Consider the following 25,883-nt stretch of genomic DNA (forward strand, 5'->3'; position numbering starts at 1 on the left):
TATTTGATATTTGATATTTGTATTTTTTTTGCTTGTGTTTACTTAAAAGTAATATGAAAAAACAATCATATCAACGGTTTTTTCCTCACTATTTCTTACGTCATATTCGGTTAATTCAAACAACAGTAATGATATCAATTCAGTAAACTCTAGCTACTTATTGAGTTTACCCATTGAGCAAAGCCAGTACCAAAAAGGGTTTGATGTATTTCTTGATGTCATGCGTAAAACACGAAACAGCATTATAGCAAGTTCTACAATCCAACAGCTGATACAAAATATTAAACAGGGTTTGGCCAAAGACGGTCATTGGACGATAAATATGCGGCAAAACTATATCTTTCTTAAAGAAAGGGTTCATCAAAACTTTTACGATGCTTATTCTTCAGATAAGCCAAAGGTGTTACAGCCACTCACGCAGCAGGAAAGTGAAAATGTATATCGTTTATTAATTGAGAAAAACCTGTCATCAGAAAAATTTCGAATTAATGTTCAAGGGTTTAATGAGAGTTCAATCGCTAACGTTAGGAAAAATGATTTTATACGTTACGCCACATCAGCACGCTTCATCCCAGAAACTTTTTATACTGAACCTGAAGTTGATCCCTTGTTTACTTCTAGGTTGACGCTTAACTTTTCAAAACAATACTTACCTCAAATCATCGCCGCTTTCTCAAAACTTTACTCTGGTGATGTTGCTGACGTAGTGAGACAGGCAAAAATTCTTGCACCTGAGAAATTTGGTTCGTTAACAGACCAAGCTGTAGTTTACCTAAATGGGGCTAATATCGATAATGCACAGCGAGTGGTCGCTTTTTTGGCACAACATGTTCCGGAGCAAGCGTGGATCGAGCATACTCCTCTTGGTATGGTGGCATTGGCTCAACATGATCAAGAAAAGCTCAAACTTGTGATAGATGGAAGTACTTTAGTTATGGTAGATAATGCGCTTTTCTCGTCCAAAAATAAGCTTGCTTTGACGTTTGCAGAAGATACGCAGCCGATGCGTTTACTAACGTTCCTCATTAAGCTTGATGCTTATTGTATCGATGGAGTAAGTAGGTTGAGTTATATTCTTAATTGATATGTGTTGAATATATTTATTGATTCACAGAATGAGAGTTTAATCCTTAAGCATGATTGTAATTGGGCCACAAAACAGGCATTAAAGCGTTAATAAAATCAATGTAAGGGATTACAAATGCCGCTTTCTTATGTGGATACTCAAAGGCTTAGGGATTTATATAAAGTGTGTACTGAAAGTCAGCATCAGATGCTTGGCTATCCAGTTGCTACCGATTACGATTATCGAGATCTATGGTCATTTTTTCAGTTTTCGATTAATAATATTGGTGACTGGGCTGAACCATCAAATTACCCGATGGACACCTTTGAGTTTGAGCAAGATGTAGTTGAATATTTTTGTAAGCTCTATCACACCACACTTGATGAAGCATGGGGTTATGTAACGAACGGTGGTACAGAGGGCAATATGTATGGTTGTTATCTTGCCAGAGAAAAATTCCCATCAGGTATTGTCTATTTTTCCGATGATACTCATTATTCAGTGATGAAAATTGTTCGATTTCTAAATATTGAATATCAGATGGTGGCATCGAATGATATGGGAGAAATGGATTATGACGATCTTGAATTTTCGCTCAGAGCAAATATAGGTAAATCACCGGTTATATTTGCGAACATAGGGACCACTATGCTGGGCGCCATTGATGACTTGAAGCAAATTCAGCAGCGTTTGCAAAAGGTCGGCATTCCCCGTGAGCAATACTATATCCATGCCGATGCTGCTTGCCATGGTATGATCGTTCCATATCTAGATAATCCGCCAAGATTCTCATTTAAGCATGGCATTGATTCTATATCTGTCTCAGGCCACAAGATGTTAGGGTCGCCTATCCCTTGTGGTATGGTCCTAGCGTTAACAAAGCATACGGACAAAGTCAGCCATCAAATTGAGTACATTGCTGCGCCAGATAAGACGTTAACAGGTTCTCGAAGCGGCTTAACACCTTTATTCTTGTGGAAGTTTATCCGAAGTAGTAGTGAACAGGAAAAAAAGCAGCGTGTGTATGACTGTTTGGAGCTTGCAGAGCAAGTAGTTATAACATTGAATAAAAACGGTATTTCTGCCTGGCGTCATGCAAACTCTCCGATAGTCGTGTTTCCGAAGCCCTCGGAGGCGTTGTGGCGTAAATATCATTTAGCGGTTTCCAACAATATTGCGCACATTATTATTGCTGGGCAAACCACCGTTGATCCTACTCAGCTGTACCAAGTTTTAGATGAATTGATCGCAGAAAATCAAAGCGAGATGCAAGAAGAGGGGAACGATGAAAGATTAAAAATCAATGAGTTAGCAGTATAGTATTAGGTATGGTTGATTCAGCAGAAAAACTTACTCCCAAGAGTAAGTTTTTCTTTTATTCGGTTTGCGTTTTTTTGCAACTTGAGTTGCGCAGAGATAATCTTCACGAAAATCGGGATGCTCTTTTATGGCGTGTGGTACAAACAAACGAATTTTAGTTCCAGCAATTACAGTTGTACTTTTACCCATCACTGCGATATCACCTCTGTGCAATTTGACTCCTTTTTTTGTCTTAACTGACTTCGGATTAGTCGAAAGCACTATCGGGTATCCATATAATGTGAGATCTTGATTATTAATAGTCACCGTTTCTTTAAATGTGACCTCTACATATTGTTCTTCTGAGCGAATGATACTTTCCAATTCACGTACTTTATTTTCTACAGACGCTGAAAAAACCCACTGACCGAGAATGGGTTCCCATTTCCCACCTAACTTAAGGCATTTCTTATAGATGAATTGATTCTTTCGTCCACTACTTAATGTGCATATATCGATATTGCTTTGCTCACCTAAGGGTAAAGTAAGCTTAAAAATGGCCTCGTTTGAATAGTATTTATATTTATTGGAGACTTCTTCGACATGAAGCGAGGCCTCTCCAATTGGTAGATCACGGCTGTAGTCATCGATAATGATTTTACAATGAGACTTACCAATCGAGGCGAGAAAAAAATCTCTATCTTTCTTTAAAATATTAAACGTTCTCATTATCACCGTTAGTCTCGCGTAGAATTTGCTCCATTAAAGCTTGCTGTTCATTATCAATTTTCTCTTTGTTAACATCTTGGCTTGGTTGAGCTGAGTTTTGCCATAAAGGTTGAGGCTCTTGAGAAATTGGGCGGTGATCATGGCGAAGCTTGTCGATTCGTGAAAGAAGGTGACCGACGTTTCCATTTGGCCGAATGCCTTGCTCTATTCGTCGCTGCACCTCAAGATCGATTTGAGTCGGTTCTATTTTGAGGACATTTTGTTCAACGTCTTTTTCTTTTTGGTTCAAGCTCAGATCAAGGTTATTTTGTACTTCCTGATAGGCGCTGATATATAACAGCTTGAATTCTTCAGAAAGGTTCTTCTCGGATAGGGACTTGAGGTAGCTGGTTTTACGATTAAAAATATACTTTTCCACTCGAGTAGTCGGTTCTTTTTTGATCAATATTCTATGGCGAGCTTCCAGGACTTCAGTATTGAGTGGTAAGTCTTTTAGCATTGAAAGTAAGGCAAGTGCAGGCGGCCATTCTTTACCAGCGAGTAAGCGTTCACGTAGATGATAAACGATCCTTTCTACGTCCTCGACAGACAATTGAGCAGCAAATGCTGCAAATTCGTCATCAGGCTCTGAACCATACATATGCGTGAATTGAGTTGAAAAGTTTTCCTGCATTTTGCCGAAAAAAGCGATGATATGCTTGCGTTGCTCAACTGAGTATGGGCGTAAGACATCTTTTAGATTCTGATTGAATTCGCCACTTATTTGCTTTGATGCAGGAGGTGTCGTTACAGACGTAGCTGTCGTTACGTTTGTGGTATCTTCTTTTTTAGTGTTTGGCTTAGTGACGCGAAAGGATTTATCTTGCCCTTTTTCCTGCCAATTAGAGGCGATTTCGTTGATGTTTTTCATTACTTACCTAATCGTCAAAATCAAAGTTGAAGTTCGCCATCTTTTTCTTGAAGGCCTGATTGGGTGACATTTTGCTAGTATTTTGTTTGTTTTTGAACCCTTTATTTTGTCCATAGCTTTTTTCTGAATGTAAATGAGCATGAAGGCGGCTATTAATGTCATCTTGGCTCATCAAGGGCTGTCCAAGATCCTTCACTTTTTCAACAAAACTTGCCCAAACATTGGTTTGGCTAGCGAACCCAGACCTAAACATAATCACCTCAGCCCAAGACTCTATGATATTTGGAGAAAGTTCTATTATATTGATGGTTTTTCCTGTGGATTCTGACTTTTGTAGCGGTTTAACTTGGGTTTTATGAAACTGAGGGACTTTTGCAATAGGCTCAGATGTCGCATAGACAGGGAGCGAATGTTGATTACCAACATTGATTTTGCACTTGATACTTCCTTGTTTACGAGTCTGTGTTTTGTTCAGTGATATAATGGCTTGCTCAATAGCGAGTTTTCCTAGTATATGATCAATGTTTGACTCAGAGCCATTAGTCATGGCTTGCAGTTCAGCCATGGTAGTGATGACGGCACCGCTACGATCAGACAGCTCTGCTAAGGCGAGCAGAACAAGTTTTTCTTCCATGGTCACGCAGGAATGAGACCAAGCTCGTTCAATAAACTTTGAAGACATATGCAGAATCCAGATACAACAGACTAATAACCAAATTATACGATTTGCACGAGCGAACACCAACATTTGATCGCTATCTTAATGGTTATTTTGAGCTCAACTTGAGTGTTTAAGCAAATTGTACCCATATAGTGTGCCTATAGGCATATGGGGAACTGCTCAAAGTATATTGATAATTAGACATTCAAATATTTTGAACGAGTGAATCGATGATTTGTGATTTAGTTTCCGCTTTTAAGCAATAGACTGTAGCTATTACAACTGAGGAGCTTTGCTATGAATTATCGAAGAGAGATTGTTCAAATTATCCGTTCTCGGCTGACTTCTGATGGTGACGGGGTGAAAATTAGTCGTGTAGCTGGATTTAATCAACCAAATTTTTCTCCATTTTTAATGTTAGATGAGCTTAAATCTGATAGCAGAGATGACTATATTGGAGGTTTTCCACCACATCCTCACCGGGGTATAGAAACTCTAACTTACATGCTAAAAGGCCACTTTCAGCATAAAGATCATATGGGCAATATTGGCGAATTACGCTCAGGTGGTGCCCAGTGGATGGCATCTGGTAAAGGTGTGATCCACAGTGAAATGCCGATTATGGAAGACGGTGATCTGCATGGTTTTCAAATTTGGATCAATCAACCTGCATTAGACAAAGTAAAACCAGCTCAGTACAGGGACTTTCAATCTGAAACCATTACCGAATATACAGACAGTGATTTAGGGCTTGTTCGTGTTTTGGCTGGTAATATGTCTATCGGTGAACATGTACTAAGTGGTCCACTTAACCAGACTGGGGTTCCTTTATCTGTATCTGACTGGCAAGCAGAAGCTAAGCAAAGTTTGAAAGTGACAACAACAGCCACATCTAACCTTATTTTATATGTTTATAAGGGGCAGGTTGATGTTCATTACCAAACATTAAGGCAAGGTGAACTCGCGGTATTATCTCAAGGAGACTACATCGAAGTAACGGCTCAAGTGGTTAGTGGCGTAATGGTACTCCAAGGTGAACCGATTGATGAACCTGTTGTACACCATGGGCCTTTTGTTATGAATTCAATGCAAGAAATTGAACAAGCAATTTCAGATTATAATAATGGAGAGTTTGAAAAATATTGAGCTATCTAGCTAAGGCTATAGGTTTTTTCTTATGTCTTCGATTTTTTCAAAATATCAATCAACAATATTGGTTAATCAGCGATGGTATTACGGTTTTTCCAACTGCTTGGCGTTTGCTAGTGCTTTACGCGATGCGACAAAACGCTTTGCTGAGTTCTCAAGTCGCTCAAGTAGATGAGTTTGAGAGGAATGAATATAATGATAAACATTCTCTTTGGATACAATAGGGCTGGATATCTTGATATTAGGGTAAGTATCTTTAATTAATTGATAGCTCGGTATTGGTGCGAGCCAAAGATCAGCCCGGCCCTTAGTTAACATCAGCGCGGCTTGCTCCTCCGAATAGATCAAGTGTAGTTTTTTATAATGCTTTAAAGCTTCAACATAACGTGCACCATGCAGTGCGATAACAGTTTCATTTTTAGCCTCATCTAAATTATTGATGAATCGGTCGCCTCTTGAAAGGAAATAGACATCAAATGACCCTAAAGGTACATCGACTTTGATGATATTGTCTTCTTTTTCGAGGCCATCTATTCTTAAACCCAGCGCATCATATTGTCCTGAAATCACAGATTGAATGGCACGCTCGTTTGGCAAATAAATGAATTCTACGTCGATCTTAGCACCTGCGTATATTTGTGAAAGGTACGCCTCGACATTATTTCGGTTACTGGGTACTTTTGCTATGCTTTTATGCCCTTCCCCTATTGCAACTCTAACAACATCTTCATTTCCATTAGCAATACAGGTCCACACCATAGACACAGTAAATAAAATTATCTTGAATAAGATTGGAGTCAAGCTATCCGTTTTCATCAGTCAAACCTCGAATTAGTGATGGCGTGGCGTTTATGCCATTAAGAAAGAGTAACTCGTTATAGTTTAGTTGTTATTTTGCGGGCTATTTAATCAAATTCACAAGTTTTCAGGGTTGTTTCAACTTATATCAGGACTGAATTCCTAGTTGAATGTTAGTTTTAAGTATTTGAATATTAATGTTATTCGTCGGTATTTATTATTTCACAATGATTCATTAGCGCTGTGGCTTACGAATAACTAGGATAAGCGCAAAGTTTAATCTTCACCCGTTATGAGCTGATTGAGAGGAATTACAATGCCGGACCTAATGATTGAGCAGATTCAACCTTCTGTACTGGAAGAAACCTTCAATAATGTTGGCGAGGGTTTTCAAGAGATATTGGATAATCTTGATCAAATCAACGCTAGTCAAGAAGCAATGACAGTTCAGGATACTTTTGCATTACAGCAGTCTGTATTTCATTACAGTCTTTTCCAAGAGACGGTAACAAAGATTGCCTCTAAATCGGCAAATGCCATCAATGAAGTGATGAAGGCTCAATGATGAAAAAATTTTGGTTTTTATTATTACTCGCTCTCACTGGTTGTGGCGAACAAGGATCGATTCAAATAGCCAGTTTTGAATCGGCTGATGTTGCAAACAAGGTTATTGTGTTATTGGCTCAGCATCAAGTGCCAGCCAGTCTCTCGTCTGAAAAAGAGAATTTTGAGATTTATGTTGATAAACCTGACGAGGCGAAAGCTCGCGAGTTATTGACGGAGTTTAATTTTTATTTTCAACGTGAAGACCTTAACGACTTACTTGAGTCCAAATTTGCTAGTTTGAGCAAACTAGAAATGGTGAAAAGTAATTTACTTGAAAGTCGTGAGATCTACAACAAATTGAGTGTTATCCCTAATGTCCTTCGCGCTAGTGTCGTAGTTACAGGTGAAAAGAGTAAACGTATTTCAGTCTTGATTATGAGTTTAAACGAGTTTGAGGGTACTAAAAAAAGTAATATCGAGCGATTTCTGAAAGGATTGATCGCTGAATCTGACACATTAACAGTAAGCTACTTTGTTCAATTGGCTGGCAATGAAAACGTATAAAAAGCGTCATCAAAAGTTACTCCATCACTGCTTGACTCAGCGCCAGTTGAGTCAAGACTCATTTTTGGTGTTGACTTCTCTTAGCGATGAAGAAGTGTATTTATGGCTGTCGAGTAACGTAGGACAAGTCAGACAAATAGTGATGACTTTAGGCTATTTGGTAGAGTACCAGCTTCATCGAAGTACAAGAAATAGCAAGGCTTTATTGGATATCAGAAGTATTTTGGAGCAAAGGATGTGCCTTTGGTCCGATGCAGCAGGTATTCAAAGCGTCCCACAAAATATGAATAGCTTACAACTCGGGCTTTTGATGCTGGCACATTATAACAAAAGGCTCGCAATATTGTGGTCGATTCGTTTAGGTATAGATATACCATCTAAGCCTCTTAGTACTAGTAGTCCATATCGATTATCAAATGTGGTTCATCAAGTATTAGTACCAATTCTCGTCCAGTCTGATGCGATTTAATTGAAATTATTTAAGGTGAAATAAGATGAAAAACCAAGCGATTAATTTTGGTAAGCCAGGAGATGACTTCTTTTCTTTACTTGATGGTGATGAAATATTAAAGGAGATCGCGAAACAGCGTGATTCCAACAAAATCACAACAACTCACTTAAAATCCATATTTGAACTCGGTGTTGAGTTTTATAATAAGTTTCAGTTTAAAGAAGCTGAAATCGTGTTTGTAGCCTATTCATCCTTAAATCCGTACGATCATCGAGGTCCTGGTTGTCTAGCTGCAATATATCTAGAAAAAGGTCAGTTTAAGCAAGCCTTGGATATACTGAACATTCTGAAAACGTACCCGACTAATGATCTCAACGAAACCATGCTCAATATTTCGCTGTGTCATTACAAATTAAATGACCATATGCAGGCAGCAGTTCATTGGCTGATTGTTAAGCCTGAAAGTTTAAGTGAATTTTATACCAAGCGTTACGAATTTTTAAAGCAGCAACTATCACCTCATTTATCTTAAGTGATGAATGAATTAGGGAGTATAAATAGATGATTAACAATATTAATAATCTGATGCTACATGACGTTTCTAGCGATAATGAAACGATAGATGTACAGGTGCTGCAGAAAAAGATTGATGTAACTAACAAAGCTGAGACAGAACTAAAAAAGGCCGATAACGCCATCACTACGTTAGGCAATCAACCTGCTGATGCAGAAACCTTAGCTATGATAGCGAATCACCAAAAGCAAGTGGTGATGACTATGGCAGGTGGTAACCCTGAAGACGCGATTGCGCTTCTTTTAGCACAAGGTATCGAAGGTTACAGCAAACAGTTAGAAATAATCAAAGGCTGGACTACGCCAGGTTTGCCGATGTTTGAAAGTGCTATGGCTGTAATGTTTGATGGCATAAAAAAAGGTGGTGAAACTTCAGGTTATGCGCTTGAAGACTTATTTCAGCTTGCCATTATGGATTTTATGTCTCACGGCTATGGTGAGGGAAAGCCGGGGTATGCTGGTAGCAATGGCTTTGAAGCGCAAATGCGCCATTTTCTTGAAAGTACGGGTTCAGGTTCTCACGGCTACCATGAAGGCTACAATGGTAGTAGCTTCGCCAGTGAGTGTGAAAATATCTATAAATTCATGATGGACAATTCACCAGAGGGCAGTTTGTGCCACGAAATCCTTACATATATGGATGATAAGTGTGGTGGAGTTTCTGCGTTAAAAAGCCAGTATCAAAACAATTATGACAACGCTGGTGGCTTTGTATGTGATCCTGGTTATTCTGGAGATTTGTCTCCTATGCTGCGGATGGCTTTAATGGCTGGGTACTTGGAAATTGAACCAAAAGTTGAACAATCCGTAATTGATATGTTTCTTACTGCGCCTATTAATGAATTAGATGCGTATATTGCTGAGCACACTAGTTATCCTTCAGCAATTGACTTCGTGTTTGATAATGATGGACAGACAGGGAGCAATGGTGCAGGTGACTTAGGATGGAGGGAAGTGACTCAGCACGGACACCAAGTGATCGACTGGAATGGTGACGGCTTGGGCGCTGAGTATTTTAAAGATATGTATACCAACTTCCCACAGCGTGAACTTACGGATGAAGATATAAAAGAAATTAACCGTATCGGCGACCAAGTTAAGATGCTGCAGCAAACTCTCAAGTATTGGTTATCCATTTGCCGAGATGAGCAAATGGCCATTGCTCGTAATATATAGCCATTAAAAGATAGTATAAATGGGCATGACTTCGCCGGGGACATGCCGCTCACACAAGAGAATAGAGAGTATGCTGGTTTGGCTGCTTATTCCTGGCCTAATACATGAAGGGAAAACGTAATGAGTACATTCATGAACACCATCTCAGCAACGACTTATGTCGCTCCTGTAGATGAGAGTACCAGTAAACAACCTGGTACGGCTGAAAAAGCGGCAGCTGAACAAGCATTGCCGGGTCAGCCTCTTCCGGGTAGCTCTATAACGCTAAGTGCGTTGTGGCGTTTACTGGAAGACTGCAATAAAGAAGTTGCAGAAGCGCTTTCACAAACAGGTGCAGCAAACTCTGAAGCAAAGAAATCACTAATTGATATACAAAGAGACTCAACAGTCGCTTCAATTAGAAAGCAATCAGAAGATCTACAAGAGCAACAAAAGGCGAATAAGAAGCGTGGAATATTCGCCAAAATTGGTATGGCTCTTGGTGTTCTTGCAGCGGTTGTTTCAGCAGTGGTTACTTTTGGTGCCACGGCTGCGGCAGTTGCAGTGGCGATTGTTGCGGTAACTTTAGTTCTTCTACCCACTGCCGTTGACAAGATTTTGGAAAAGTGTGGCGTTCCTGAAGAGAAACGCAACAAGATAAAAATGGGTCTTGAGATTGCTTGTGCTGTGGCCGGCTTGCTAATAGCCTTCAATCCAGCCAAGTTACTGAGTGGTATAGGCCAAGCAGCAACTAAGGTTGCAACTAAGGCAACTACACTTGCTAAACAAATTTCAGAGACTTTAATCAACATGCTGACAAAACTTAAGTCGGTTAATTTCTCTACATTACTCGGTAAGTCAGCATCGAGTGTTCAAAAAGCAACCAAGTTACTTGATGATGCGATTGCTGCGGTAAAAGCGTTTAAAGATATTGCCGCTACAGCAACTCAGCAAGTAATACAAAAAGCGGGTGAGATGGCCTCTAAAGCGGTCAACAAAGCTCTTGAAGCAATTAGCCAGCTAAAAGCAAGTGTAGTTAAAGTATTAGATACAGCATCCGAAGCAGTTAAATCTGCTGGGAAAGCGGTTCAAGATGTACTAACTGCTATTAAAGATGCAGTAGCACAAGCATCTAAACTTGCTGATGACTTCCTTAATACAATCAAGAACCTTAGCCCTGCGAATATGCTTAAACAGCTAGAATCGCTTGGCAACAAAGTGTCTGAAATGCTTGTGGTGATGAAGTCATTAAAACCGAGTCAGCTTATTAATAAAGCTAAGAAAATGTTGGATGACGTTCTTGCGTCTATTAAAGACCTTGGTAACTCAGAAAAAATCGCATCTCGCGGAGCTCGAGTTGCTCAAGTAACAGAAGTGACGTCTACTGCATCTGACATTGTGGGTACAGGTTTTGGTATTAAGTCATCCAAAATTGCCGCAGATATGGAGAAGGCGGAGGCAGAGCAAAACGCCCTGCAAGCGGCTATACAGCAAATTTTACTCATGCTTTCTCAAGCTATGAGAGCTGTTACTCATGCGTTTGAAACCATGTTTGATCTTAGCGATGCCCATCGTGGTTTCGATAAAACAATGCTTGCAAATAGTAGTTTAGGTTAAGGGTGATATTATGAGTTCTATAGAAAATACTTTAGCGCTATCAGCATTTAATGTTGAGGGTGCATCCAATGTGACATCAAATCAGGTGTCACCAGAAGCAGCAAAAGCTTCTACCTTGAAAATGGCTTCTTTGCTGAGCATGCTCACTGACGGTAAAGTGACTCAAGTACCTGATTCTTTGAATGAGGCACTAGTTGTTCTAGCGCAAAATCCGAGTAAAGAGAACCAAAAAGCAGTCAACAACATCATTAACGAATATGTACCAGCATCGGTTAATAGTGAAAAAATGGCTGATATCACTGCATCTTATGGAAAGGTAATGGATGATGTACTGTTATCAAAACTGCCAGGCTATAGCAGCTTTGATCCAGTGACGACCGAGGTAACATTTACCAGCTCTGCTGGTAGTTCTTCAGCGGTATCCCTTTCAGATCTTCTCGCAATGTTGCTTGCGATCATTGCACAAGAGGGAAGAACACGTAACAGTGTCATGGCGAGTAATATTGATGTTGGTGTGGCCAATATGGACAATGCAAAGGCGCTTGCGGACAAGGTTTGTGGTGACGCTATGCTTAAACTAGGTATCGCCATCGGAATTGCAGTCACTACTATGGTGTTTTCGACAGGTATTATGGTGAGTACGGCTAAGCCGAAAGTCATGAAAGATAAGCACATGGCTAATACTTCTGGTGAGTACAAGTCTGCTGCTGATCTTAAACAGAAAAACCCTAAGCTGTATGACGAAAAGAGTGCGATATTACAACAAGACAAACTGCATAAAAATCAATTTATGCAGCAAAGTAATCAGGCTGCCGGACAAATGGGTAACCAAGGCACAGAAATGATGGCTGCTCAAGATAAGCAAGAGCAAGATGAAATCAAAGCTTCTAATGACTTGCAAATGAAGCTTGCAGAGCAACTACCTGAGTTTCTTAAAAACTTGGCTGAGTCTTTGCGGAATTTGCTTGCAACTCTTGAAGCTGCCGCTAAAACAGGCTTGGCGACCAACCGTTAAGGAGCAGAGCGGGTTCGCCCGCTCTTTTTAGCCTATGCGTAGTATTTCATTTTCAATGCCACAAAAAACCGAGCGAGTTCATGATGTCACGCCGACAAAACAAACTCGGGAAGAGAGTCAGACCAAACGGGTTAGAGACGTAAAGCAAGCAGAAAAACGAACCAAAAAAAATCCACGCTTGTTTCGTATCCACCGTAAGCCTATGACGCCACAGCACCAAAGGCAGTTTGCGAAAATGCTGAACAGCTATCAGCTAAGAGCACTTCGCGATTGGCATGGTTTTAGTGAAGCATTGCCAGATAAAAAACTACTTAACGACGCCCAACTTTTTATATTACAAGCAGCTAACCATTGCCAACACCTTTATCCTGCATCTTTACGTAAGAAGATGAAGCAATATCTCGAATCATTAGGCGAGTTTGGTGAGGGAATGGAAGCTGATAGTGAGGCGTTGCAACAGCTAGTCGCCTATGAGCACTATCTGGAAGGCCTATTGTCTATGCTGGTGCTTTGTCGCAAATATGACAAGCGCGAGCGAAAGTATAAAAATAAAAAACGTCAACTAAATGATTCAGAAGATTCAGAAAGAGGGGAAAGCGATGAGCAGCCATACTCGTATCGCCCATTGTGATTTAAAAGATAGACCTCTTGATCCGTATGAAATGATCAAGAATAAATCACAGAGATTAAGTTGGAACCAGATGTCTGATGCTGATGTATATTTAGATAAGAAGGCTGTAATTGCGTGGTTTGAGCGTTTGCGTGACTACTCAGAAAATACGGTAAAGTTGGTAGTTATCGATGGAATTTTAGAAAGTGAGTTCCATAACATTACTTTTATCTTGCGTTTGGTACAAGACGATGATTTTAGAGCAATGACTTCTAAAGAAACCTATCAGATGATTTATGACTTTGTGTGTGAAATCCCACAAGGGATAAGGGATTGGGTAGATGAAAAGGATTATCTCATGAGTCGTGATGTACTAGCTTTATTATCTCGGAATCGGTGAATATTATGAGTTATGATGCATTAAGTCTTATTCCAAGTTGCACTATATCGAATGAAGTAGCAAATAAAGTTAATTTTGTTGCTGGGATGCGTTTTGATAATCATGCAATAAACCTAGACTTTCGTCAGTTAAAGTTAAACTTAGGTGAAGGACAAGATTTGATAGAAATCAGCCTTGTTCATATGGGGATTGAAGCAAAAGGTTATTTGCAGGTTGTAGAAATTGAGCGCTTGCTAGGGCTTGAAATTAAACATTTAGATCAAGAATATATTGCGTACCTTATCACTCAGAACTTGGCACCACATGGTGTACATTATGTGGGCTTTATCGACCGTAAAGACAGTCTTGATTTACCGCTGCGTATCACCACTTCTTTTGAATGCGAGCGCTTGTCTACCATTATGTATATTGATGTTGCATCTATTCAAGTTGACACTGACTATCTTGAATTTAAACCTCAAGCTTTGTCTGGTAATTTAAAGCTTACGGTAAGCTGGACGCCTTTTGAAACCGCATTAACCACTCAGGAATTATCGACTTTATCAACCGATGATGTGGTTTTAGTTTATCCGAAATAATATGCAGCCAGAATTAGATAAAGTAGAAAGTTTTCTGCTGAAGATAGAACAGAATGAAGAAACCGTATTTAGTCAGTACCCTGACTATGTGCTTTATCCGATTGTGCCTTTTTTTCAACTTGTTCATATACATAACCATGAACAAGTTATCGACAAAATAATCCAGTTTGAAACCATATTAGGTGGTTTTCTTATACGTGTTGATGGTTACATCACACTTGCATGCCCTGAGTCGAGTGTTTTAGAAGACGATCTTCGACGCTTGACGATACAACTATTAGAGTTAATGAGGTTTTAATATGACTGCTTCAATTGGTTTCCGTAACTCGGATGCAGCCCCGACGAGTCCATCGACAACATCTGAAGTAACCTTTACTGAAGGAAAAACAGTATTGTCTCAATCGCAGCAGGGTGATTCTTATGTAAGGAATGGGCTAGGTCGACCATCTGCTCTTGGGAGTCAGCAAAGCCTCATTACAAGTTTAGAAAGTGAAGCTCAGGGTACACAGGAAGAGGGTGATTCTGATAAGGATAATGAAGGTGGTATTTCCTCTGAGACCAATAAAAAACGAAAAGTTGATGGGGTAGTCCAAGAGCGTAAAACTAGTGGGAAGTATAGTCATGGGACAAAGGCTAGAATCCATTTGGGTGTAATGGTTGCTGGAAGTATTGTAGGTATTGCTCTATCTTTCGTTTGTCCACCATTGGGCATTGCTGGTGTTGCATTTTTAAATACTGGTCTCTTAAAACTGCATGGAGGCAAGGTTTTTTGGCTTGACACCAAATCTGAAAAAAATAAGGATGAACAACCGAAAAAACAACCTGACGAAAGTCCGGGAGATAAGCCAACTCAGGATACTCAGACTCAACCGCCAAAGCCAGCGGATATTCCTGATGGTAGCCATCCTAAGAAAGATCCAGAAGATAACGCGGATGATTTTCCACATGTAATAACAGCTAACGGGAAAAAGCACACCGTCAATTCTGTTGTCAATATTAAGATTGACATTCCCCGTACAGATCCTGAACAAAATGACAGCTCTACTAATACAGATAAAGACCCAGACCAAGAAATTTCCACACCAGAAGAGATATTGACAGAGCATGGACGTGTTACACCACGAGAGCTTTTAACAGTACAAGAGATTTTAAAAGAATATAAAGAGAAGGTTGTTCACTTGGTGGAGAAGCCGCAAATCGATGATGACGTTGCTTTGCATGATCCAGAGCTGATTAACGGAGTGGACCCCAGAACAGCACTGAAAATGTCGAATGATTCAACGCCAGCTCGTGGTGATGCAACGGATACAGCGCAGCCTAAAAAAAGCCCTTGGGACCCAGTTGAACCAGCTCGTGGTGTGATTGGCAGTGGGGCGTACACTGGTGCGAACTACACAGGTAATAATGACCATGAAAAAGTCAGAATAGCGAACAGCCCTAGTGGTGAGGCACAAACATCGAAAGTTGTTAAACCTCAAACTCCAGAGCAATTTTTCGATGCTCCGGAGCCTGAAGATGGTGTAGAAGTCAAAACAGCACTGAAAATGTCGAATGATTCAACGCCAGCTCGTGGTGATGCAACGGATACAGCGCAGCCTAAAAAAAGCCCTTGGGACCCAGTTGAACCAGCTCGTGGTGTGATTGGCAGTGGGGCGTACACTGGTGCGAACTACACAGGTAATAATGACCATGAAAAAGTCAGAATAGCGAACAGCCCTAGTGGTGAGGCACAAACATCGAAAGTTGTTAATCCTCAAACTCCAGAGCAATTTTTCGATGCTCCGGAGCCTGAAGATGGTGTAGAAGTCAAAACAGCACTGAAAATGTCGAATGATTCAACGCCAGCTCGTGGTGATGCAACGGATACAGCGCAGCCTAAAAAAAGCCCTTGGGACCCAGTTGAACCAGCTCGTGGTGTGATTGGCAGTGGGGCGTACACTGGTGCGAACTACACAGGTAATAATGACCATGAAAAAGTCAGAATAGCGAACAGCCCTAGTGGTGAGGCACAAACATCGAAAGTTGTTAAACCTCAAACTCCAGAGCAATTTTTCGATGCTCCGGAGCCTGAAGATGGTGTAGAAGTCAAAACAGCACTGAAAATGTCGAATGATTCAACGCCAGCTCGTGGTGATGCAACGGATACAGCGCAGCCTAAAAAAAGCCCTTGGGACCCAGTTGAACCAGCTCGTGGTGTGATTGGCAGTGGGGCGTACACTGGTGCGAACTACACAGGTAATAATGACCATGAAAAAGTCAGAATAGCGAACAGCCCTAGTGGTGAGGCACAAACATCGAAAGTTGTTAAACCTCAAACTCCAGAGCAATTTTTCGATGCTCCGGAGCCTGAAGATGGTGTAGAAGTCAAAACAGCACTGAAAATGTCGAATGATTCAACGCCAGCTCGTGGTGATGCAACGGATACAGCGCAGCCTAAAAAAAGCCCTTGGGACCCAGTTGAACCAGCTCGTGGTGTGATTGGCAGTGGGGCGTACACTGGTGCGAACTACACAGGTAATAATGACCATGAAAAAGTCAGAATAGCGAACAGCCCTAGTGGTGAGGCACAAACATCGAAAGTTGTTAAACCTCAAACTCCAGAGCAATTTTTCGATGCTCCGGAGCCTGAAGATGGTGTAGAAGTCAAAACAGCACTGAAAATGTCGAATGATTCAACGCCAGCTCGTGGTGATGCAACGGATACAGCGCAGCCTAAAAAAAGCCCTTGGGACCCAGTTGAACCAGCTCGTGGTGTGATTGGCAGTGGGGCGTACACTGGTGCGAACTACACAGGTAATAATGACCATGAAAAAGTCAGAATAGCGAACAGCCCTAGTGGTGAGGCACAAACATCGAAAGTTGTTAATCCTCAAACTCCAGAGCAATTTTTCGATGCTCCGGAGCCTGAAGATGGTGTAGAAGTCAAAACAGCACTGAAAATGTCGAATGATTCAACGCCAGCTCGTGGTGATGCGACGGATACAGCGCAGCCTAAAAAAAGCCCTTGGGACCCAGTTGAACCAGCTCGTGGTGTGATTGGCAGTGGGGCGTACACTGGTGCGAACTACACAGGTAATAATGACCATGAAAAAGTCAGAATAGCGAACAGCCCTAGTGGTGAGGCACAAACATCGAAAGTTGTTAAACCTCAAACTCCAGAGCAATTTTTCGATGCTCCGGAGCCTGAAGATGGTGTAGAAGTCAAAACAGCACTGAAAATGTCGAATGATTCAACGCCAGCTCGTGGTGATGCAACGGATACAGCGCAGCCTAAAAAAAGCCCTTGGGACCCAGTTGAACCAGCTCGTGGTGTGATTGGCAGTGGGGCGTACACTGGTGCGAACTACACAGGTAATAATGACCATGAAAAAGTCAGAATAGCGAACAGCCCTAGTGGTGAGGCACAAACATCGAAAGTTGTTAATCCTCAAACTCCAGAGCAATTTTTCGATGCTCCGGAGCCTGAAGATGGTGTAGAAGTCAAAACAGCACTGAAAATGTCGAATGATTCAACGCCAGCTCGTGGTGATGCGACGGATACAGCGCAGCCTAAAAAAAGCCCTTGGGACCCAGTTGAACCAGCTCGTGGTGTGATTGGCAGTGGGGCGAATACTGGTGCGAGCTACACAGGTAATAACGTCCACGATAAAGTAAGAGTAAGCAACTATAAGCTACCAATAGAGATTCAAAGAGTCTTAGGTCAAAAGAGTGCGAACAAGAAACTTTACATGGAAAAAACCGGGAACGTTGCAACGGCTATACAATCTAGAGATATGGATCGTCAGGTGAAATTACCTTACTTTAATACTTCTAATCAGCTAGCTTCTGGAAGCTACAAGGCATATTTCCAAACATTGCGTAAACAGAATAGCTATGACGAGCTGAAAGAAGCTGATAATCAACAGAGTGAAGCACCTAAACTGAGGATTTTTGGTGGAAATGGCTTTCCTCGGGTTGATAAGAATAATTTTGTGCAAGTGTCCTCACATGCATAGTGAATAAAGCTGCCAAAATCCTACATACCGTAAAAAAAGACTAAGTTCAGATTTAGTCTTTTTTTTTCTTTTGGGCCATGAATACTTTGTCGAGTAAGCTTAGCGCCACTGATGAAATGAGGTGTTTCTCTTGTACATTGAACTTGAACCAGAGCAGCGAGTGATTCCTAAGATCACATTTAAGCGCAGCCATAATTCTAACGTAATTAAAAAGTCAGAAGTCCGCTGTTTCCAAGAAGCACAGGCCCTTGTTATAGCTATGCAAGAGCGTGCGGAAGAATGTCAGGTTATTCTTGAACAGCAAGTTGTTCAGATGATCGAAGACAAGGAAAAGGCGCTCAACGAATATGTTGAAGAATCATACAATAATGTGATTGAGAACTGGGTGGAATGGCAAAATGACTGGTTTGAGAATGCTGAATCTAAGCTCGGTGATTTACTTAGTGCGCAACAGAAACAGCTTAATGAACTCAAAGAAGAGCTAAAAATATCCGTCATCAAAGCGTTAAAAGAACGTCTGGTAAAGCTTAACCAAAGTGAACACCTGATAAGTCACCTGATTGAAGTACTTCATGCTGAAGTTGATGATGAAGCTAAAAACCTATCGGTAGAGAAAGTTATTCAAGAAGATGGCGTCACGTTAACTATTGAAAATGAAGACAGCATTGTTAGCATTAACACGGCTAGTCTAATTACTGAATTGAGATTGAGTTTGGATCAATTATGAAGCAGCTTTTTAAAGGTCAGTCGTTATTGTTCAATCCGAGTAGTGTCATTATCGCGCTGTTATTGCCGACGATTATACTGGTTACACTACCGGGCGGTGTTATAGACGCATTTATCTTGGTCAGTTTTATTAGCTCAGCATTATTGCTTGTGATAATGCTAGAAAACGATGAGCCGTTAAAAGTGACTTTCTTACCGACGGTAGTGCTGCTCCTAACCACTTTCCGACTACTGCTTTCTATTGCGACGACTCGAAATATCATTGCTAATGAAGATGTGGGCGATGTTATCGAGACGGTCGGTGAGTTTGTTATGGGCGGAAACCTGATTTCTGGTTTGCTGATTTTTGTCATTATCACCATAGTTCAATTTTTGGTTGTGACCAAAGGTGGTGAGCGTGTTGCTGAAGTTGGTGCTCGTTTCTCTTTGGATGCTTTGCCCGGTAGGCAGATGACTATAGATGGTGATTTAAAAAGTGGTCTAATCACCGGCGAGCAAGCACAAAAAATGCGTGCGGACTTGAGTACTGAAAACAAATTGTTTGGTTCCCTTGATGGTGCGATGAAATTCGTAAAAGGTGACTCAATAGCAGGTATTTTAATTAGTTTGGTTAACCTGTTTGGTGGTATTTACGTTGGTATTAACCAGTTTGATCTGTCTTTATCTGAGAGTGTTAGTCGCTTTTCAGTTCTGACTATCGGTGATGGATTGGTTTCACAAATACCGAGTTTACTTTTATCCATGGCATGTGGTGTATACCTTACTCGTATCAAAGGCTCAGAAGAGGAATCTAGCTCATTTACTAGGCAACTGATGACGCAGATTGGCTCATTTTGGAAAAGCTTACTGGTGATTGGTGGGGTGATTCTTGTTCTTGGTATTTTGAATAGCAACTTACTTTACGTGTGTGTGCCGTTATCTTTCCTCTGTATATTTGTTGCTTTTTTACTATGGCGCAAACAGGAGCAGCCGGCTGGCACAATGAGCTTTGAGCCTACAGGCTCTGGTCTGTATGAATCACTTAAGTTTGTGCTGCGTGATAATGCTCATCAGGTGGTTGTACAGCGCAGAGTAGAAGATATTGAACGTGTTCTTTGGGGGCAAGCTCTTGGCACTCCAGCGATTGATTTTAATAGTCAGATGGAAAGTGATATCGAGGTTTATATCTCAGACATCTGTGTATTCAAATTCAATCAAGATCAGTCACAAGATATGATTGAAGTGTTAGGTGATGAAGTATTTTTACGTCAAGAAGATGTGATAGTGAATGTTTCGAGTATTACCAACTACTTCCTTAGAAAACGTATGGTGGAAAAATACAACCTGCAATATACGAGCAATATTATTGAAGGTCTCGCAGCCCAAAGCGAAGTGATGAAAAATGAGATTGATTCGGCGATTGGCCTTAACCGTGTTCATGATGTGCTAAAAGAAATGATTCGTGCACCGGAGTTTTACTTGGATAGAGTTAGCTTCTTTGAGGCCCTAATTTATTGGTCACGAGTAGAAAGTGAACCTAAAAACTGGTTGACTCGTATACGCAGCCAAGCTCGATATGAAATTACTTCAAGGCTATTAGCTGGGGATGAGGGTATTCATGTTGCCTTATTAACTCCAGAAATAACAGAAGCTATTGAATCTTATGTGATGGGTGAGATTGAAGATGTCGATCGTTTACTCGAAATCCAACAAGGGCTGAGAAAGGAAATCCTACGTTTAACGACTCAATATGGTCGCAAACCAGTCTTAATTGTAAACGATAATGAAATAAACCCAGTAAAAGCATTTTTCCAACAGGTAATGACTACACTGTTAATATGCAGCCATGGTGATATAACGGACCAGGCATACGTTTCAAGCTCAGAGTCTCTTCAGCTTGCATCTTAAGGGGGCATTAAATGGAGTCTACTGAACCCAAAAAATATCCACCCACGGAAAAGAAACTCCGTGACCTTAAGAAGAAAGGTCAGTTTCCAAAAACAGAATTGGCTGAGCCGACTTTAGAGTTGATCGTTTTTGCTATTGTGTTTATTAGCGTCATTTATCTGATGTTTGAAAATGCCAATTACTGGATAGAAGAGATGCTCTATTCGGACATCAATGTTGGTTTCAAGTTAATGTATTCTCTGGTTGCAACAGTGATCGGAAGTTTAATGGTAGTGAAGCTGATTATGGCAGTTATTGACTGGGTGTTGATCAATAAAACAGTGATCAATACTGAATCTCTTGGGTTGAAAATGGAAAAAATTCACCCTGTAACTGGATTTAAAAATATTTTCGGTATTGAGGCGATGTCGCGTTCACTGCGTAAAGTCTTGGAACTACTGTTTCTTCTATTTCTGATGAAATATATATTTGATATTGCAGGTGATGAACTTAACACGCTGAAGCAGGTGAATAACTATAGTTTTTTCCTTTATAACTTTGTGTTCTATATGCTATTGGCTTCCTTGATATTTTTTATTTATGGCGTGTGCGTAGGTTGTGTAGATTTCTTAATTGAGCAGTATCATTTTAGACGTAAAAATCGCATGACTTTTACTGAAATGAAGAATGAAATGAAAGAAACAGAAGGGTCACCTGAAATTAAATCTGAGCGCAAGCGTAAAATGCGTGAGGTAATGGAAGCTCCGATTACTAAAGGAAGAAAGCCCACTTTTGCATTGGCTAACCCAACTCATATATTAGTTCCAATATGTTATGACAGAAATATAGATAAAGCGCCTGTCGTTTTAAAAATTTGTACCGACTCACTAGCTCAGGAAGAGAAAGCACGCCTGAAAGCGATGAATATTCCCATTATTGAGCACAAACCATTGGCAAGGGCTTTTTATCATAAGATGAAAAATGGTGAAGACTTTATCCCTAACGAGTTTTATCGGGATGTTGCCATGATACTTTCAGCTCTAAAGAAGCAGCAGAAAAAATGAAAATGACCAAAAAAATTAGTTTCACTTCAGCACTAATACTTTTACTTAGTGGGTGTAGTAATCAGATTCGTGATGACAACCTCATTCTTGATTATGATTGGAAGCCAGACGTTTACAATTTGGTCTTGGTTGAGGTTGCTGATGCAGATAATTTTCAGTTTTGGGTGCGCAGAGCACCGGAGTACGCTGAAGGTTCACCTCACCATAAGGCGTGTGTTGAAGTGGCTGAGCCAACCGAGCCTAACCGCTTTTACATTGCTAACCTTAACACATATGGTTTGACTGAAGTCAAAAGTTGCGAAGGCGATTATTTAGCAGTGAGCAACTTAGTTGCTCCTATAAAAAGCCGTGCTTTCGGTGGAACTCAATGGCAGGACGTTTATGGAGTGTCAACGAGCTTGCTTGATAATTCTAACTTGTTATTGAAGTTTGAGAGTCTTTTCCCTGTCAATGAGTATCAGCTCACTAGTGAAGGTCGCACTACATTATTTGCTATTATTGAAGAATTACAGAAATGGTCACTAGAGTCTCTAACTATATATGGTGTGGCTGATTCTTCTGGGACGTATAAACACAACCGTATTTTGGCAGATAACAGAGCCAGAGTAACGCGCGAGTTCCTTATTGAAGAGGGGTTGAGAAATGTGCCAATCTATGTGAGGGGTAGTGTTGAAAATGGTTTGTCTACTCCAGAGCAAAGAGTAACCCAGAGACGCTTTATGATTGAGGTAAAATTAAAAAAATATGAAAAATAGAAAATTCTCTCTGTTACTTAATGAATTTGTACAGCTAAATCAGGGTGGTCATCTCCAACTTGATGGTAGTAATGTTTTACTTTGTCACTACGGAGAGCGGCAAATTATTGTTGAAGATGGATCTCGAGTCGGACTTGAAGGACAGATAATTTTGTTGGCAGAATTAGAGCATCAGCAGTTATCGGCGGATTTGGCGATTAAGTTTAATGCTGATTTTCGCCTTACTACAAACGGTTACATTGGTCGAATTTCAGATAAAAACTATTATATATGTAACCTTTCTCTTCCAGAGCACCCTCAAGAACTTCAGCAACTTTTAAGTCAGTTCGCTGCTCAAGCTGACTTATTGCACTGTGAGATCAAGAGTCATGTGGTTAATTGAATTTGTTGATGGCCATTTAAATGGTATTTGCTTACCTTTTGAGCAGAAATTTACTCTTACGGGCAATAAAGATGCAAGAGTGCAAGACCTATTGTCGGTTCCTGAATATTTCACCAGCGGTACCGAGCTAAGTTTTGAAGTTAAAGACAAGAAAGTCCAGGTTACGGGTTTCCTACGTGGGAACAAAATAAAGCGGCTCAAAGCGAATCGTATATATAGATTTAAAGGATTAAGTTTTTTTGTTTTTCAAGAGGGGGCAAGGCAGCCCGCATTGCGTCGTTATCGCTTTAGGCAATATAGGTTACTTGCTGCTTTTACTTTCCTACTTAACATCGTTTTTACTTTGGCGCTTTATCTTGGTTTTATCAACCATCAGCAGTCTCAGGTTGCCACATATTTAGACCTAATAGGTTCAGGCTATATTAAAGATGGCCAATTGACTGTGTTTGATCAAAATGCTGTTAACAGATTACCGGAGTTTTTGCGGCAGAATATTAATCTTGTTGAATCAAATGAGTATCTAAGAGCCAGTAGGCTAGATATAGAGTTGGTTTCCGAGTATTCCCATCAGCCGATCACTGGCAGACTCGTATCGAAAGCGGATCGGGATGAAATAGTTATCGATACCTATGAGCGAGATAATCAAATCATGGCTCTGTTCGGAGGCAATGGGTTGAGCTTTACTAAGCAAGATGAGCATTGGTTGGTTTCCGATCGAGCCAAAGCCAGTCAAATATTAAAATCAGCAGGTTTGAGTTCTGTTGTTGCTCAGCTGAAATCTAGGAAAGACGAAACGTCGATTATCACGAGCAGTCAATTTCCATATTCGATTTTTTACTCCACCAAGTCAGGTGGTTATATATACGACCAACAAGGACGCTATTGGGAAGGCAGCACTGTCCCGCGTTTAGGGGTCATTCAATCCATCACACGCGACAAAGTCGTATTTAAGGATGGACAACAAACTCGAGTTTACCTTATTCAACCTTAAATAGGAGAAATTTATGTCAGAAGTTAACTTTGGAGTATCTCAGACCATCACTGCGTTAGAGTCAAGCAATGATATGGATACTGTTATTGCGAAAAGTAGCCCTGTGGTGCAAAGAGCTGCTGCAGCCAATACTGAGAGTGCATCTTCAACTTCTCAGCCCTTATTTTCAGCAGGCTTTAGTGACCCTTTGGATCTTATCGATGACCTTTTGAGTACATATATCACTTCGCAAACCGACGCAGCTGATAAATTGTCTAAGGAGATTGAAGCAAAGTCTAAAGCGATTGCAGATATTAACAGCCTTTGGGGTGAGATCATGGTTGACGCATTAAGCAATGTGAGTGATGCCGATAGTAAAAATGGTTTTGGGCCAGGTAAGAATGGAGAGGTAACATTGAGCAAATCCACCTTGGATAAGATCAATGCAATAATTGGGCAAGTTTCGGGTGGCGAGGATAATATCTCTGTTATCATTAATACAAGTAACACTTCAGGTGTTAGCGTCAAATATGATGAGCTTCAAGAAATGAATGCAAGAATGACGGCATATTGTGACAAGATTCAGGTTGACTTGGATACACAGCAGCAAGAATTTAAGAACATGATGACAGAGATTTCTTCTGCTCAAGAAGAGCTACGTGATGTAAGGCGCTCTGTCGTTACTATGTCGCAACAGGGGTAAATTCCAATGAAAATTGCTGTTGATGTTGTGGTTGGGCATACCACTATGACGTTAGATGAACTGAATCAGCTCCAGTCTGGGCAGGTAAAATCACTAACAGATTTTGTTCAATCACAAGTTATGCTCAAAAGTGGCAATGAATTAATTGCAACAGGTACGTTAATTAAGGTTGATGAGCAATATTGTGTGTCAATTGACGAGATTAACGAGCAGAAAGATTAATTCATATATATCAATAACTAAGGCAACCGAAAACGGTTGCCTTTTTTGATATTTTTATTTTTATATATTTTTTATTGTCAGTTCTAACAAAATCACGGTTTTTTTCATAATTTTTTCATCCTTTTTTTTTAAAACTAGTACATTCTCTGTCTGGCCAATGTCATGGTCCGCTACTACGAAGAATCTCAAGTCTTAGCGAATCTTAATTACAAACTGAATCAGCAAAATCAAATACGATATTGGCACTGAGGTCCCGAGTTATTAAATGTTGTCTGTTAATTGTTCGGGTGTATAGCATAGGGTAAAAAGAACTGGAAGTAGGGTTGAACAATGGATAGAAATTACGTTCTGGGTAATCAGGTGATTTTTGACATTTTAAAGCGTGAAATAGTTGCAAGTGATCAAGCTGTGAGTTTGGGAGGACGCGAAGCCGCAATACTGAAGTTGTTATGTGAGCGAGGCAACAAAGTAATTAGTAAAGATGAAATCCATGAAGAAGTATGGGGAAAAGTCTTGGTTAGTGAGACCTCTCTTACTAAAGCGATTTCAAATTTACGTAAATCACTCAGTTTATTCGAAGGTCTTGCCTGTGAAATAAAAACTGTACCAAAGGAAGGGTATATGCTCATTATTGACGAAGAATCTGTAGCAGAATTCTCCGTTGAAGAGATCCCTACATTATCGATTAAAAGTATTGCAAGTTCGGTCAAACCAGTTTCTTCTTCACCTCAATTACTACTGGCGTCTGAATCTATCGGAAATATTTCAACTGGGGGAGCATTCTGGTTAACCTTGGTTTTCTCTGCATCATTGCTTTCTTCAGCATTAACCACAGGAATTTTGCTGATGGTTCGCTGAAGATCACATTTTGGCATGGGTAACACAGCTCTGGTTACCCATGCCTCCTGATATTTACTATTTAGAATCTTAGGTTGCAAGAAGAAAAAGTACCCAAACTGTCGGTTAGAATAACAGCGAGATGTATTCCAAGTAGAGTTATAGTTCAAGTCTTATCATAATTAATGACTTTATCAATAGTGGATTTGCGTGCTTAGATAGTACCTGTTGGTTAAAAAATA

General features: G+C 40.4%; 28 protein-coding genes. 24 read left to right on the plus strand and 4 right to left on the minus strand.

Going from position 1 to position 25,883, the window contains the following annotated elements; translation table 11 throughout:
- The first annotated feature begins 160 nt into the window (after window positions 1–160).
- The gene (locus OCV27_RS17315) at window positions 161–1,084 is read left to right on the plus strand and encodes a T3SS effector HopA1 family protein (RefSeq protein WP_337969477.1); all 924 of its coding nucleotides are present in this window, start codon (window positions 161–163) and stop codon (window positions 1,082–1,084) included.
- 117 nt (window positions 1,085–1,201) lie between these two features.
- The gene (locus OCV27_RS17320) at window positions 1,202–2,386 is read left to right on the plus strand and encodes a histidine decarboxylase (protein ID WP_125322466.1); all 1,185 of its coding nucleotides are present in this window, start codon (window positions 1,202–1,204) and stop codon (window positions 2,384–2,386) included.
- A 30-nt stretch (window positions 2,387–2,416) separates the two neighbouring features.
- Here OCV27_RS17320 and OCV27_RS17325 read toward each other — a convergent pair whose 3' ends face one another.
- Genes OCV27_RS17325 through OCV27_RS17335 form a run of 3 tightly spaced genes read right to left on the minus strand, consistent with a single transcriptional unit; the run spans window position 2,417 to window position 4,686 of the window.
- Window positions 2,417–3,094 carry a hypothetical protein gene (locus tag OCV27_RS17325; protein ID WP_125322467.1) on the minus strand — a complete coding sequence of 226 codons (678 nt, stop codon included), beginning with the start codon at window positions 3,092–3,094 and terminating at the stop codon, window positions 2,417–2,419.
- Complete coding sequence (locus tag OCV27_RS17330; protein WP_125322468.1) at window positions 3,081–4,004, minus strand: hypothetical protein; 924 nt, start codon at window positions 4,002–4,004, stop codon at window positions 3,081–3,083. Before OCV27_RS17330 ends, OCV27_RS17325 begins: the two co-directional genes overlap by 14 nt.
- A gap of 7 nt (window positions 4,005–4,011) precedes the next feature.
- Window positions 4,012–4,686, minus strand: coding sequence for a hypothetical protein (locus OCV27_RS17335; protein WP_125322469.1), 675 nt, complete (start codon window positions 4,684–4,686; stop codon window positions 4,012–4,014).
- Window positions 4,687–4,962: 276 nt separating this feature from the next.
- On the opposite strand from OCV27_RS17335, the gene OCV27_RS17340 reads away from it, so the two are divergent.
- A complete protein-coding gene (locus OCV27_RS17340) occupies window positions 4,963–5,811 on the plus strand; it encodes a pirin family protein (protein ID WP_125322470.1) in 849 nt (282 codons plus the stop codon).
- Between the two features lie 87 nt (window positions 5,812–5,898).
- Here OCV27_RS17340 and OCV27_RS17345 read toward each other — a convergent pair whose 3' ends face one another.
- Window positions 5,899–6,630: a substrate-binding periplasmic protein gene (locus OCV27_RS17345; RefSeq protein ID WP_125322471.1), complete on the minus strand. Its 732-nt coding sequence runs from the start codon at window positions 6,628–6,630 to the stop codon at window positions 5,899–5,901.
- A gap of 298 nt (window positions 6,631–6,928) precedes the next feature.
- Here OCV27_RS17345 and OCV27_RS17350 point away from each other — a divergent pair, with 298 nt between their 5' ends.
- The 21 genes from OCV27_RS17350 (at window position 6,929) to OCV27_RS17450 (ending at window position 25,662) form a co-directional block, all read left to right on the plus strand.
- A complete protein-coding gene (locus tag OCV27_RS17350; RefSeq protein WP_125322472.1) occupies window positions 6,929–7,177 on the plus strand; it encodes an EscI/YscI/HrpB family type III secretion system inner rod protein in 249 nt (82 codons plus the stop codon).
- A complete protein-coding gene (locus OCV27_RS17355; RefSeq protein ID WP_125322490.1) occupies window positions 7,177–7,722 on the plus strand; it encodes a type III secretion protein in 546 nt (181 codons plus the stop codon). The genes OCV27_RS17350 and OCV27_RS17355 overlap by 1 nt, the downstream gene beginning before the upstream one ends.
- Window positions 7,709–8,191: a hypothetical protein gene (locus OCV27_RS17360; RefSeq protein ID WP_125322473.1), complete on the plus strand. Its 483-nt coding sequence runs from the start codon at window positions 7,709–7,711 to the stop codon at window positions 8,189–8,191. Before OCV27_RS17355 ends, OCV27_RS17360 begins: the two co-directional genes overlap by 14 nt.
- 25 nt (window positions 8,192–8,216) lie before the next feature.
- On the plus strand, window positions 8,217–8,705 hold the full coding sequence (locus OCV27_RS17365; protein ID WP_125322474.1) for a tetratricopeptide repeat protein: 489 nt from the start codon (window positions 8,217–8,219) through the stop codon (window positions 8,703–8,705).
- A gap of 29 nt (window positions 8,706–8,734) precedes the next feature.
- Window positions 8,735–9,922 (plus strand): hypothetical protein, encoded by a 1,188-nt coding sequence (locus OCV27_RS17370; protein WP_185759812.1) that lies wholly within the window; start codon window positions 8,735–8,737, stop codon window positions 9,920–9,922.
- Between the two features lie 120 nt (window positions 9,923–10,042).
- A complete protein-coding gene (locus OCV27_RS17375; protein WP_125322475.1) occupies window positions 10,043–11,518 on the plus strand; it encodes a type III secretion system translocon subunit SctE in 1,476 nt (491 codons plus the stop codon).
- A gap of 10 nt (window positions 11,519–11,528) precedes the next feature.
- Complete coding sequence (locus OCV27_RS17380; protein ID WP_125322476.1) at window positions 11,529–12,533, plus strand: hypothetical protein; 1,005 nt, start codon at window positions 11,529–11,531, stop codon at window positions 12,531–12,533.
- 34 nt (window positions 12,534–12,567) lie between these two features.
- Window positions 12,568–13,164 (plus strand): hypothetical protein, encoded by a 597-nt coding sequence (locus OCV27_RS17385; protein WP_125322477.1) that lies wholly within the window; start codon window positions 12,568–12,570, stop codon window positions 13,162–13,164.
- Window positions 13,133–13,543 carry a hypothetical protein gene (locus tag OCV27_RS17390; RefSeq protein ID WP_125322478.1) on the plus strand — a complete coding sequence of 137 codons (411 nt, stop codon included), beginning with the start codon at window positions 13,133–13,135 and terminating at the stop codon, window positions 13,541–13,543. Before OCV27_RS17385 ends, OCV27_RS17390 begins: the two co-directional genes overlap by 32 nt.
- Window positions 13,544–13,548: 5 nt before the next feature.
- Complete coding sequence (locus OCV27_RS17395) at window positions 13,549–14,121, plus strand: hypothetical protein (RefSeq protein ID WP_125322479.1); 573 nt, start codon at window positions 13,549–13,551, stop codon at window positions 14,119–14,121.
- Between the two features lies 1 nt (window position 14,122).
- Entirely contained in the window at window positions 14,123–14,419 is a 297-nt protein-coding gene (locus OCV27_RS17400) for a hypothetical protein (RefSeq protein ID WP_125322480.1), read from the plus strand.
- Between the two features lies 1 nt (window position 14,420).
- Entirely contained in the window at window positions 14,421–18,116 is a 3,696-nt protein-coding gene (locus tag OCV27_RS17405) for a hypothetical protein (protein ID WP_337969478.1), read from the plus strand.
- Between the two features lie 121 nt (window positions 18,117–18,237).
- A complete protein-coding gene (locus OCV27_RS17410; protein WP_245986806.1) occupies window positions 18,238–18,843 on the plus strand; it encodes a hypothetical protein in 606 nt (201 codons plus the stop codon).
- Window positions 18,840–20,729, plus strand: coding sequence for an FHIPEP family type III secretion protein (locus tag OCV27_RS17415; protein WP_125322483.1), 1,890 nt, complete (start codon window positions 18,840–18,842; stop codon window positions 20,727–20,729). The genes OCV27_RS17410 and OCV27_RS17415 overlap by 4 nt, the downstream gene beginning before the upstream one ends.
- Before the next feature lie 11 nt (window positions 20,730–20,740).
- The gene (locus tag OCV27_RS17420; protein ID WP_125322484.1) at window positions 20,741–21,772 is read left to right on the plus strand and encodes an EscU/YscU/HrcU family type III secretion system export apparatus switch protein; all 1,032 of its coding nucleotides are present in this window, start codon (window positions 20,741–20,743) and stop codon (window positions 21,770–21,772) included.
- Window positions 21,769–22,527 carry an OmpA family protein gene (locus OCV27_RS17425; protein ID WP_125322485.1) on the plus strand — a complete coding sequence of 253 codons (759 nt, stop codon included), beginning with the start codon at window positions 21,769–21,771 and terminating at the stop codon, window positions 22,525–22,527. The genes OCV27_RS17420 and OCV27_RS17425 overlap by 4 nt, the downstream gene beginning before the upstream one ends.
- Window positions 22,517–22,909 carry a hypothetical protein gene (locus OCV27_RS17430; protein ID WP_125322486.1) on the plus strand — a complete coding sequence of 131 codons (393 nt, stop codon included), beginning with the start codon at window positions 22,517–22,519 and terminating at the stop codon, window positions 22,907–22,909. The genes OCV27_RS17425 and OCV27_RS17430 overlap by 11 nt, the downstream gene beginning before the upstream one ends.
- Complete coding sequence (locus tag OCV27_RS17435) at window positions 22,896–23,900, plus strand: hypothetical protein (protein WP_125322487.1); 1,005 nt, start codon at window positions 22,896–22,898, stop codon at window positions 23,898–23,900. Before OCV27_RS17430 ends, OCV27_RS17435 begins: the two co-directional genes overlap by 14 nt.
- Window positions 23,901–23,913: 13 nt before the next feature.
- The gene (locus tag OCV27_RS17440) at window positions 23,914–24,582 is read left to right on the plus strand and encodes a hypothetical protein (RefSeq protein WP_125322488.1); all 669 of its coding nucleotides are present in this window, start codon (window positions 23,914–23,916) and stop codon (window positions 24,580–24,582) included.
- A 6-nt stretch (window positions 24,583–24,588) separates the two neighbouring features.
- Entirely contained in the window at window positions 24,589–24,804 is a 216-nt protein-coding gene (locus tag OCV27_RS17445; protein ID WP_125322489.1) for a FliM/FliN family flagellar motor switch protein, read from the plus strand.
- Window positions 24,805–25,134: 330 nt separating this feature from the next.
- Complete coding sequence (locus OCV27_RS17450; protein WP_125322952.1) at window positions 25,135–25,662, plus strand: winged helix-turn-helix domain-containing protein; 528 nt, start codon at window positions 25,135–25,137, stop codon at window positions 25,660–25,662.
- Window positions 25,663–25,883 lie beyond the last annotated feature (221 nt).

This window comes from Vibrio pectenicida, assembly GCA_024347015.1.
In the GTDB taxonomy this organism is placed as follows: Bacteria; Pseudomonadota; Gammaproteobacteria; order Enterobacterales; family Vibrionaceae; genus Vibrio; species Vibrio pectenicida.

What these genes read in the sequence shown, in the direction of transcription:
- OCV27_RS17320 (WP_125322466.1), top strand. Translation starts at nt 1,202, where the DNA reads ATGCCGCTTTCTTATGTGGATACTCAAAGGCTTAGGGATTTATATAAA.
- OCV27_RS17325 (WP_125322467.1), bottom strand. Translation starts at nt 3,094, where the DNA reads ATGAGAACGTTTAATATTTTAAAGAAAGATAGAGATTTTTTTCTCGCC.
- OCV27_RS17330 (WP_125322468.1), bottom strand. Translation starts at nt 4,004, where the DNA reads ATGAAAAACATCAACGAAATCGCCTCTAATTGGCAGGAAAAAGGGCAA.
- OCV27_RS17335 (WP_125322469.1), bottom strand. Translation starts at nt 4,686, where the DNA reads ATGTCTTCAAAGTTTATTGAACGAGCTTGGTCTCATTCCTGCGTGACC.
- OCV27_RS17340 (WP_125322470.1), top strand. Translation starts at nt 4,963, where the DNA reads ATGAATTATCGAAGAGAGATTGTTCAAATTATCCGTTCTCGGCTGACT.
- OCV27_RS17345 (WP_125322471.1), bottom strand. Translation starts at nt 6,630, where the DNA reads ATGAAAACGGATAGCTTGACTCCAATCTTATTCAAGATAATTTTATTT.
- OCV27_RS17350 (WP_125322472.1), top strand. Translation starts at nt 6,929, where the DNA reads ATGCCGGACCTAATGATTGAGCAGATTCAACCTTCTGTACTGGAAGAA.
- OCV27_RS17355 (WP_125322490.1), top strand. Translation starts at nt 7,177, where the DNA reads ATGAAAAAATTTTGGTTTTTATTATTACTCGCTCTCACTGGTTGTGGC.
- OCV27_RS17360 (WP_125322473.1), top strand. Translation starts at nt 7,709, where the DNA reads ATGAAAACGTATAAAAAGCGTCATCAAAAGTTACTCCATCACTGCTTG.
- OCV27_RS17365 (WP_125322474.1), top strand. Translation starts at nt 8,217, where the DNA reads ATGAAAAACCAAGCGATTAATTTTGGTAAGCCAGGAGATGACTTCTTT.
- OCV27_RS17370 (WP_185759812.1), top strand. Translation starts at nt 8,735, where the DNA reads ATGATTAACAATATTAATAATCTGATGCTACATGACGTTTCTAGCGAT.
- OCV27_RS17375 (WP_125322475.1), top strand. Translation starts at nt 10,043, where the DNA reads ATGAGTACATTCATGAACACCATCTCAGCAACGACTTATGTCGCTCCT.
- OCV27_RS17380 (WP_125322476.1), top strand. Translation starts at nt 11,529, where the DNA reads ATGAGTTCTATAGAAAATACTTTAGCGCTATCAGCATTTAATGTTGAG.
- OCV27_RS17385 (WP_125322477.1), top strand. Translation starts at nt 12,568, where the DNA reads ATGCGTAGTATTTCATTTTCAATGCCACAAAAAACCGAGCGAGTTCAT.
- OCV27_RS17390 (WP_125322478.1), top strand. Translation starts at nt 13,133, where the DNA reads ATGAGCAGCCATACTCGTATCGCCCATTGTGATTTAAAAGATAGACCT.
- OCV27_RS17395 (WP_125322479.1), top strand. Translation starts at nt 13,549, where the DNA reads ATGAGTTATGATGCATTAAGTCTTATTCCAAGTTGCACTATATCGAAT.
- OCV27_RS17400 (WP_125322480.1), top strand. Translation starts at nt 14,123, where the DNA reads ATGCAGCCAGAATTAGATAAAGTAGAAAGTTTTCTGCTGAAGATAGAA.
- OCV27_RS17405 (WP_337969478.1), top strand. Translation starts at nt 14,421, where the DNA reads ATGACTGCTTCAATTGGTTTCCGTAACTCGGATGCAGCCCCGACGAGT.
- OCV27_RS17415 (WP_125322483.1), top strand. Translation starts at nt 18,840, where the DNA reads ATGAAGCAGCTTTTTAAAGGTCAGTCGTTATTGTTCAATCCGAGTAGT.
- OCV27_RS17420 (WP_125322484.1), top strand. Translation starts at nt 20,741, where the DNA reads ATGGAGTCTACTGAACCCAAAAAATATCCACCCACGGAAAAGAAACTC.
- OCV27_RS17425 (WP_125322485.1), top strand. Translation starts at nt 21,769, where the DNA reads ATGAAAATGACCAAAAAAATTAGTTTCACTTCAGCACTAATACTTTTA.
- OCV27_RS17430 (WP_125322486.1), top strand. Translation starts at nt 22,517, where the DNA reads ATGAAAAATAGAAAATTCTCTCTGTTACTTAATGAATTTGTACAGCTA.
- OCV27_RS17435 (WP_125322487.1), top strand. Translation starts at nt 22,896, where the DNA reads ATGTGGTTAATTGAATTTGTTGATGGCCATTTAAATGGTATTTGCTTA.
- OCV27_RS17440 (WP_125322488.1), top strand. Translation starts at nt 23,914, where the DNA reads ATGTCAGAAGTTAACTTTGGAGTATCTCAGACCATCACTGCGTTAGAG.
- OCV27_RS17445 (WP_125322489.1), top strand. Translation starts at nt 24,589, where the DNA reads ATGAAAATTGCTGTTGATGTTGTGGTTGGGCATACCACTATGACGTTA.
- OCV27_RS17450 (WP_125322952.1), top strand. Translation starts at nt 25,135, where the DNA reads ATGGATAGAAATTACGTTCTGGGTAATCAGGTGATTTTTGACATTTTA.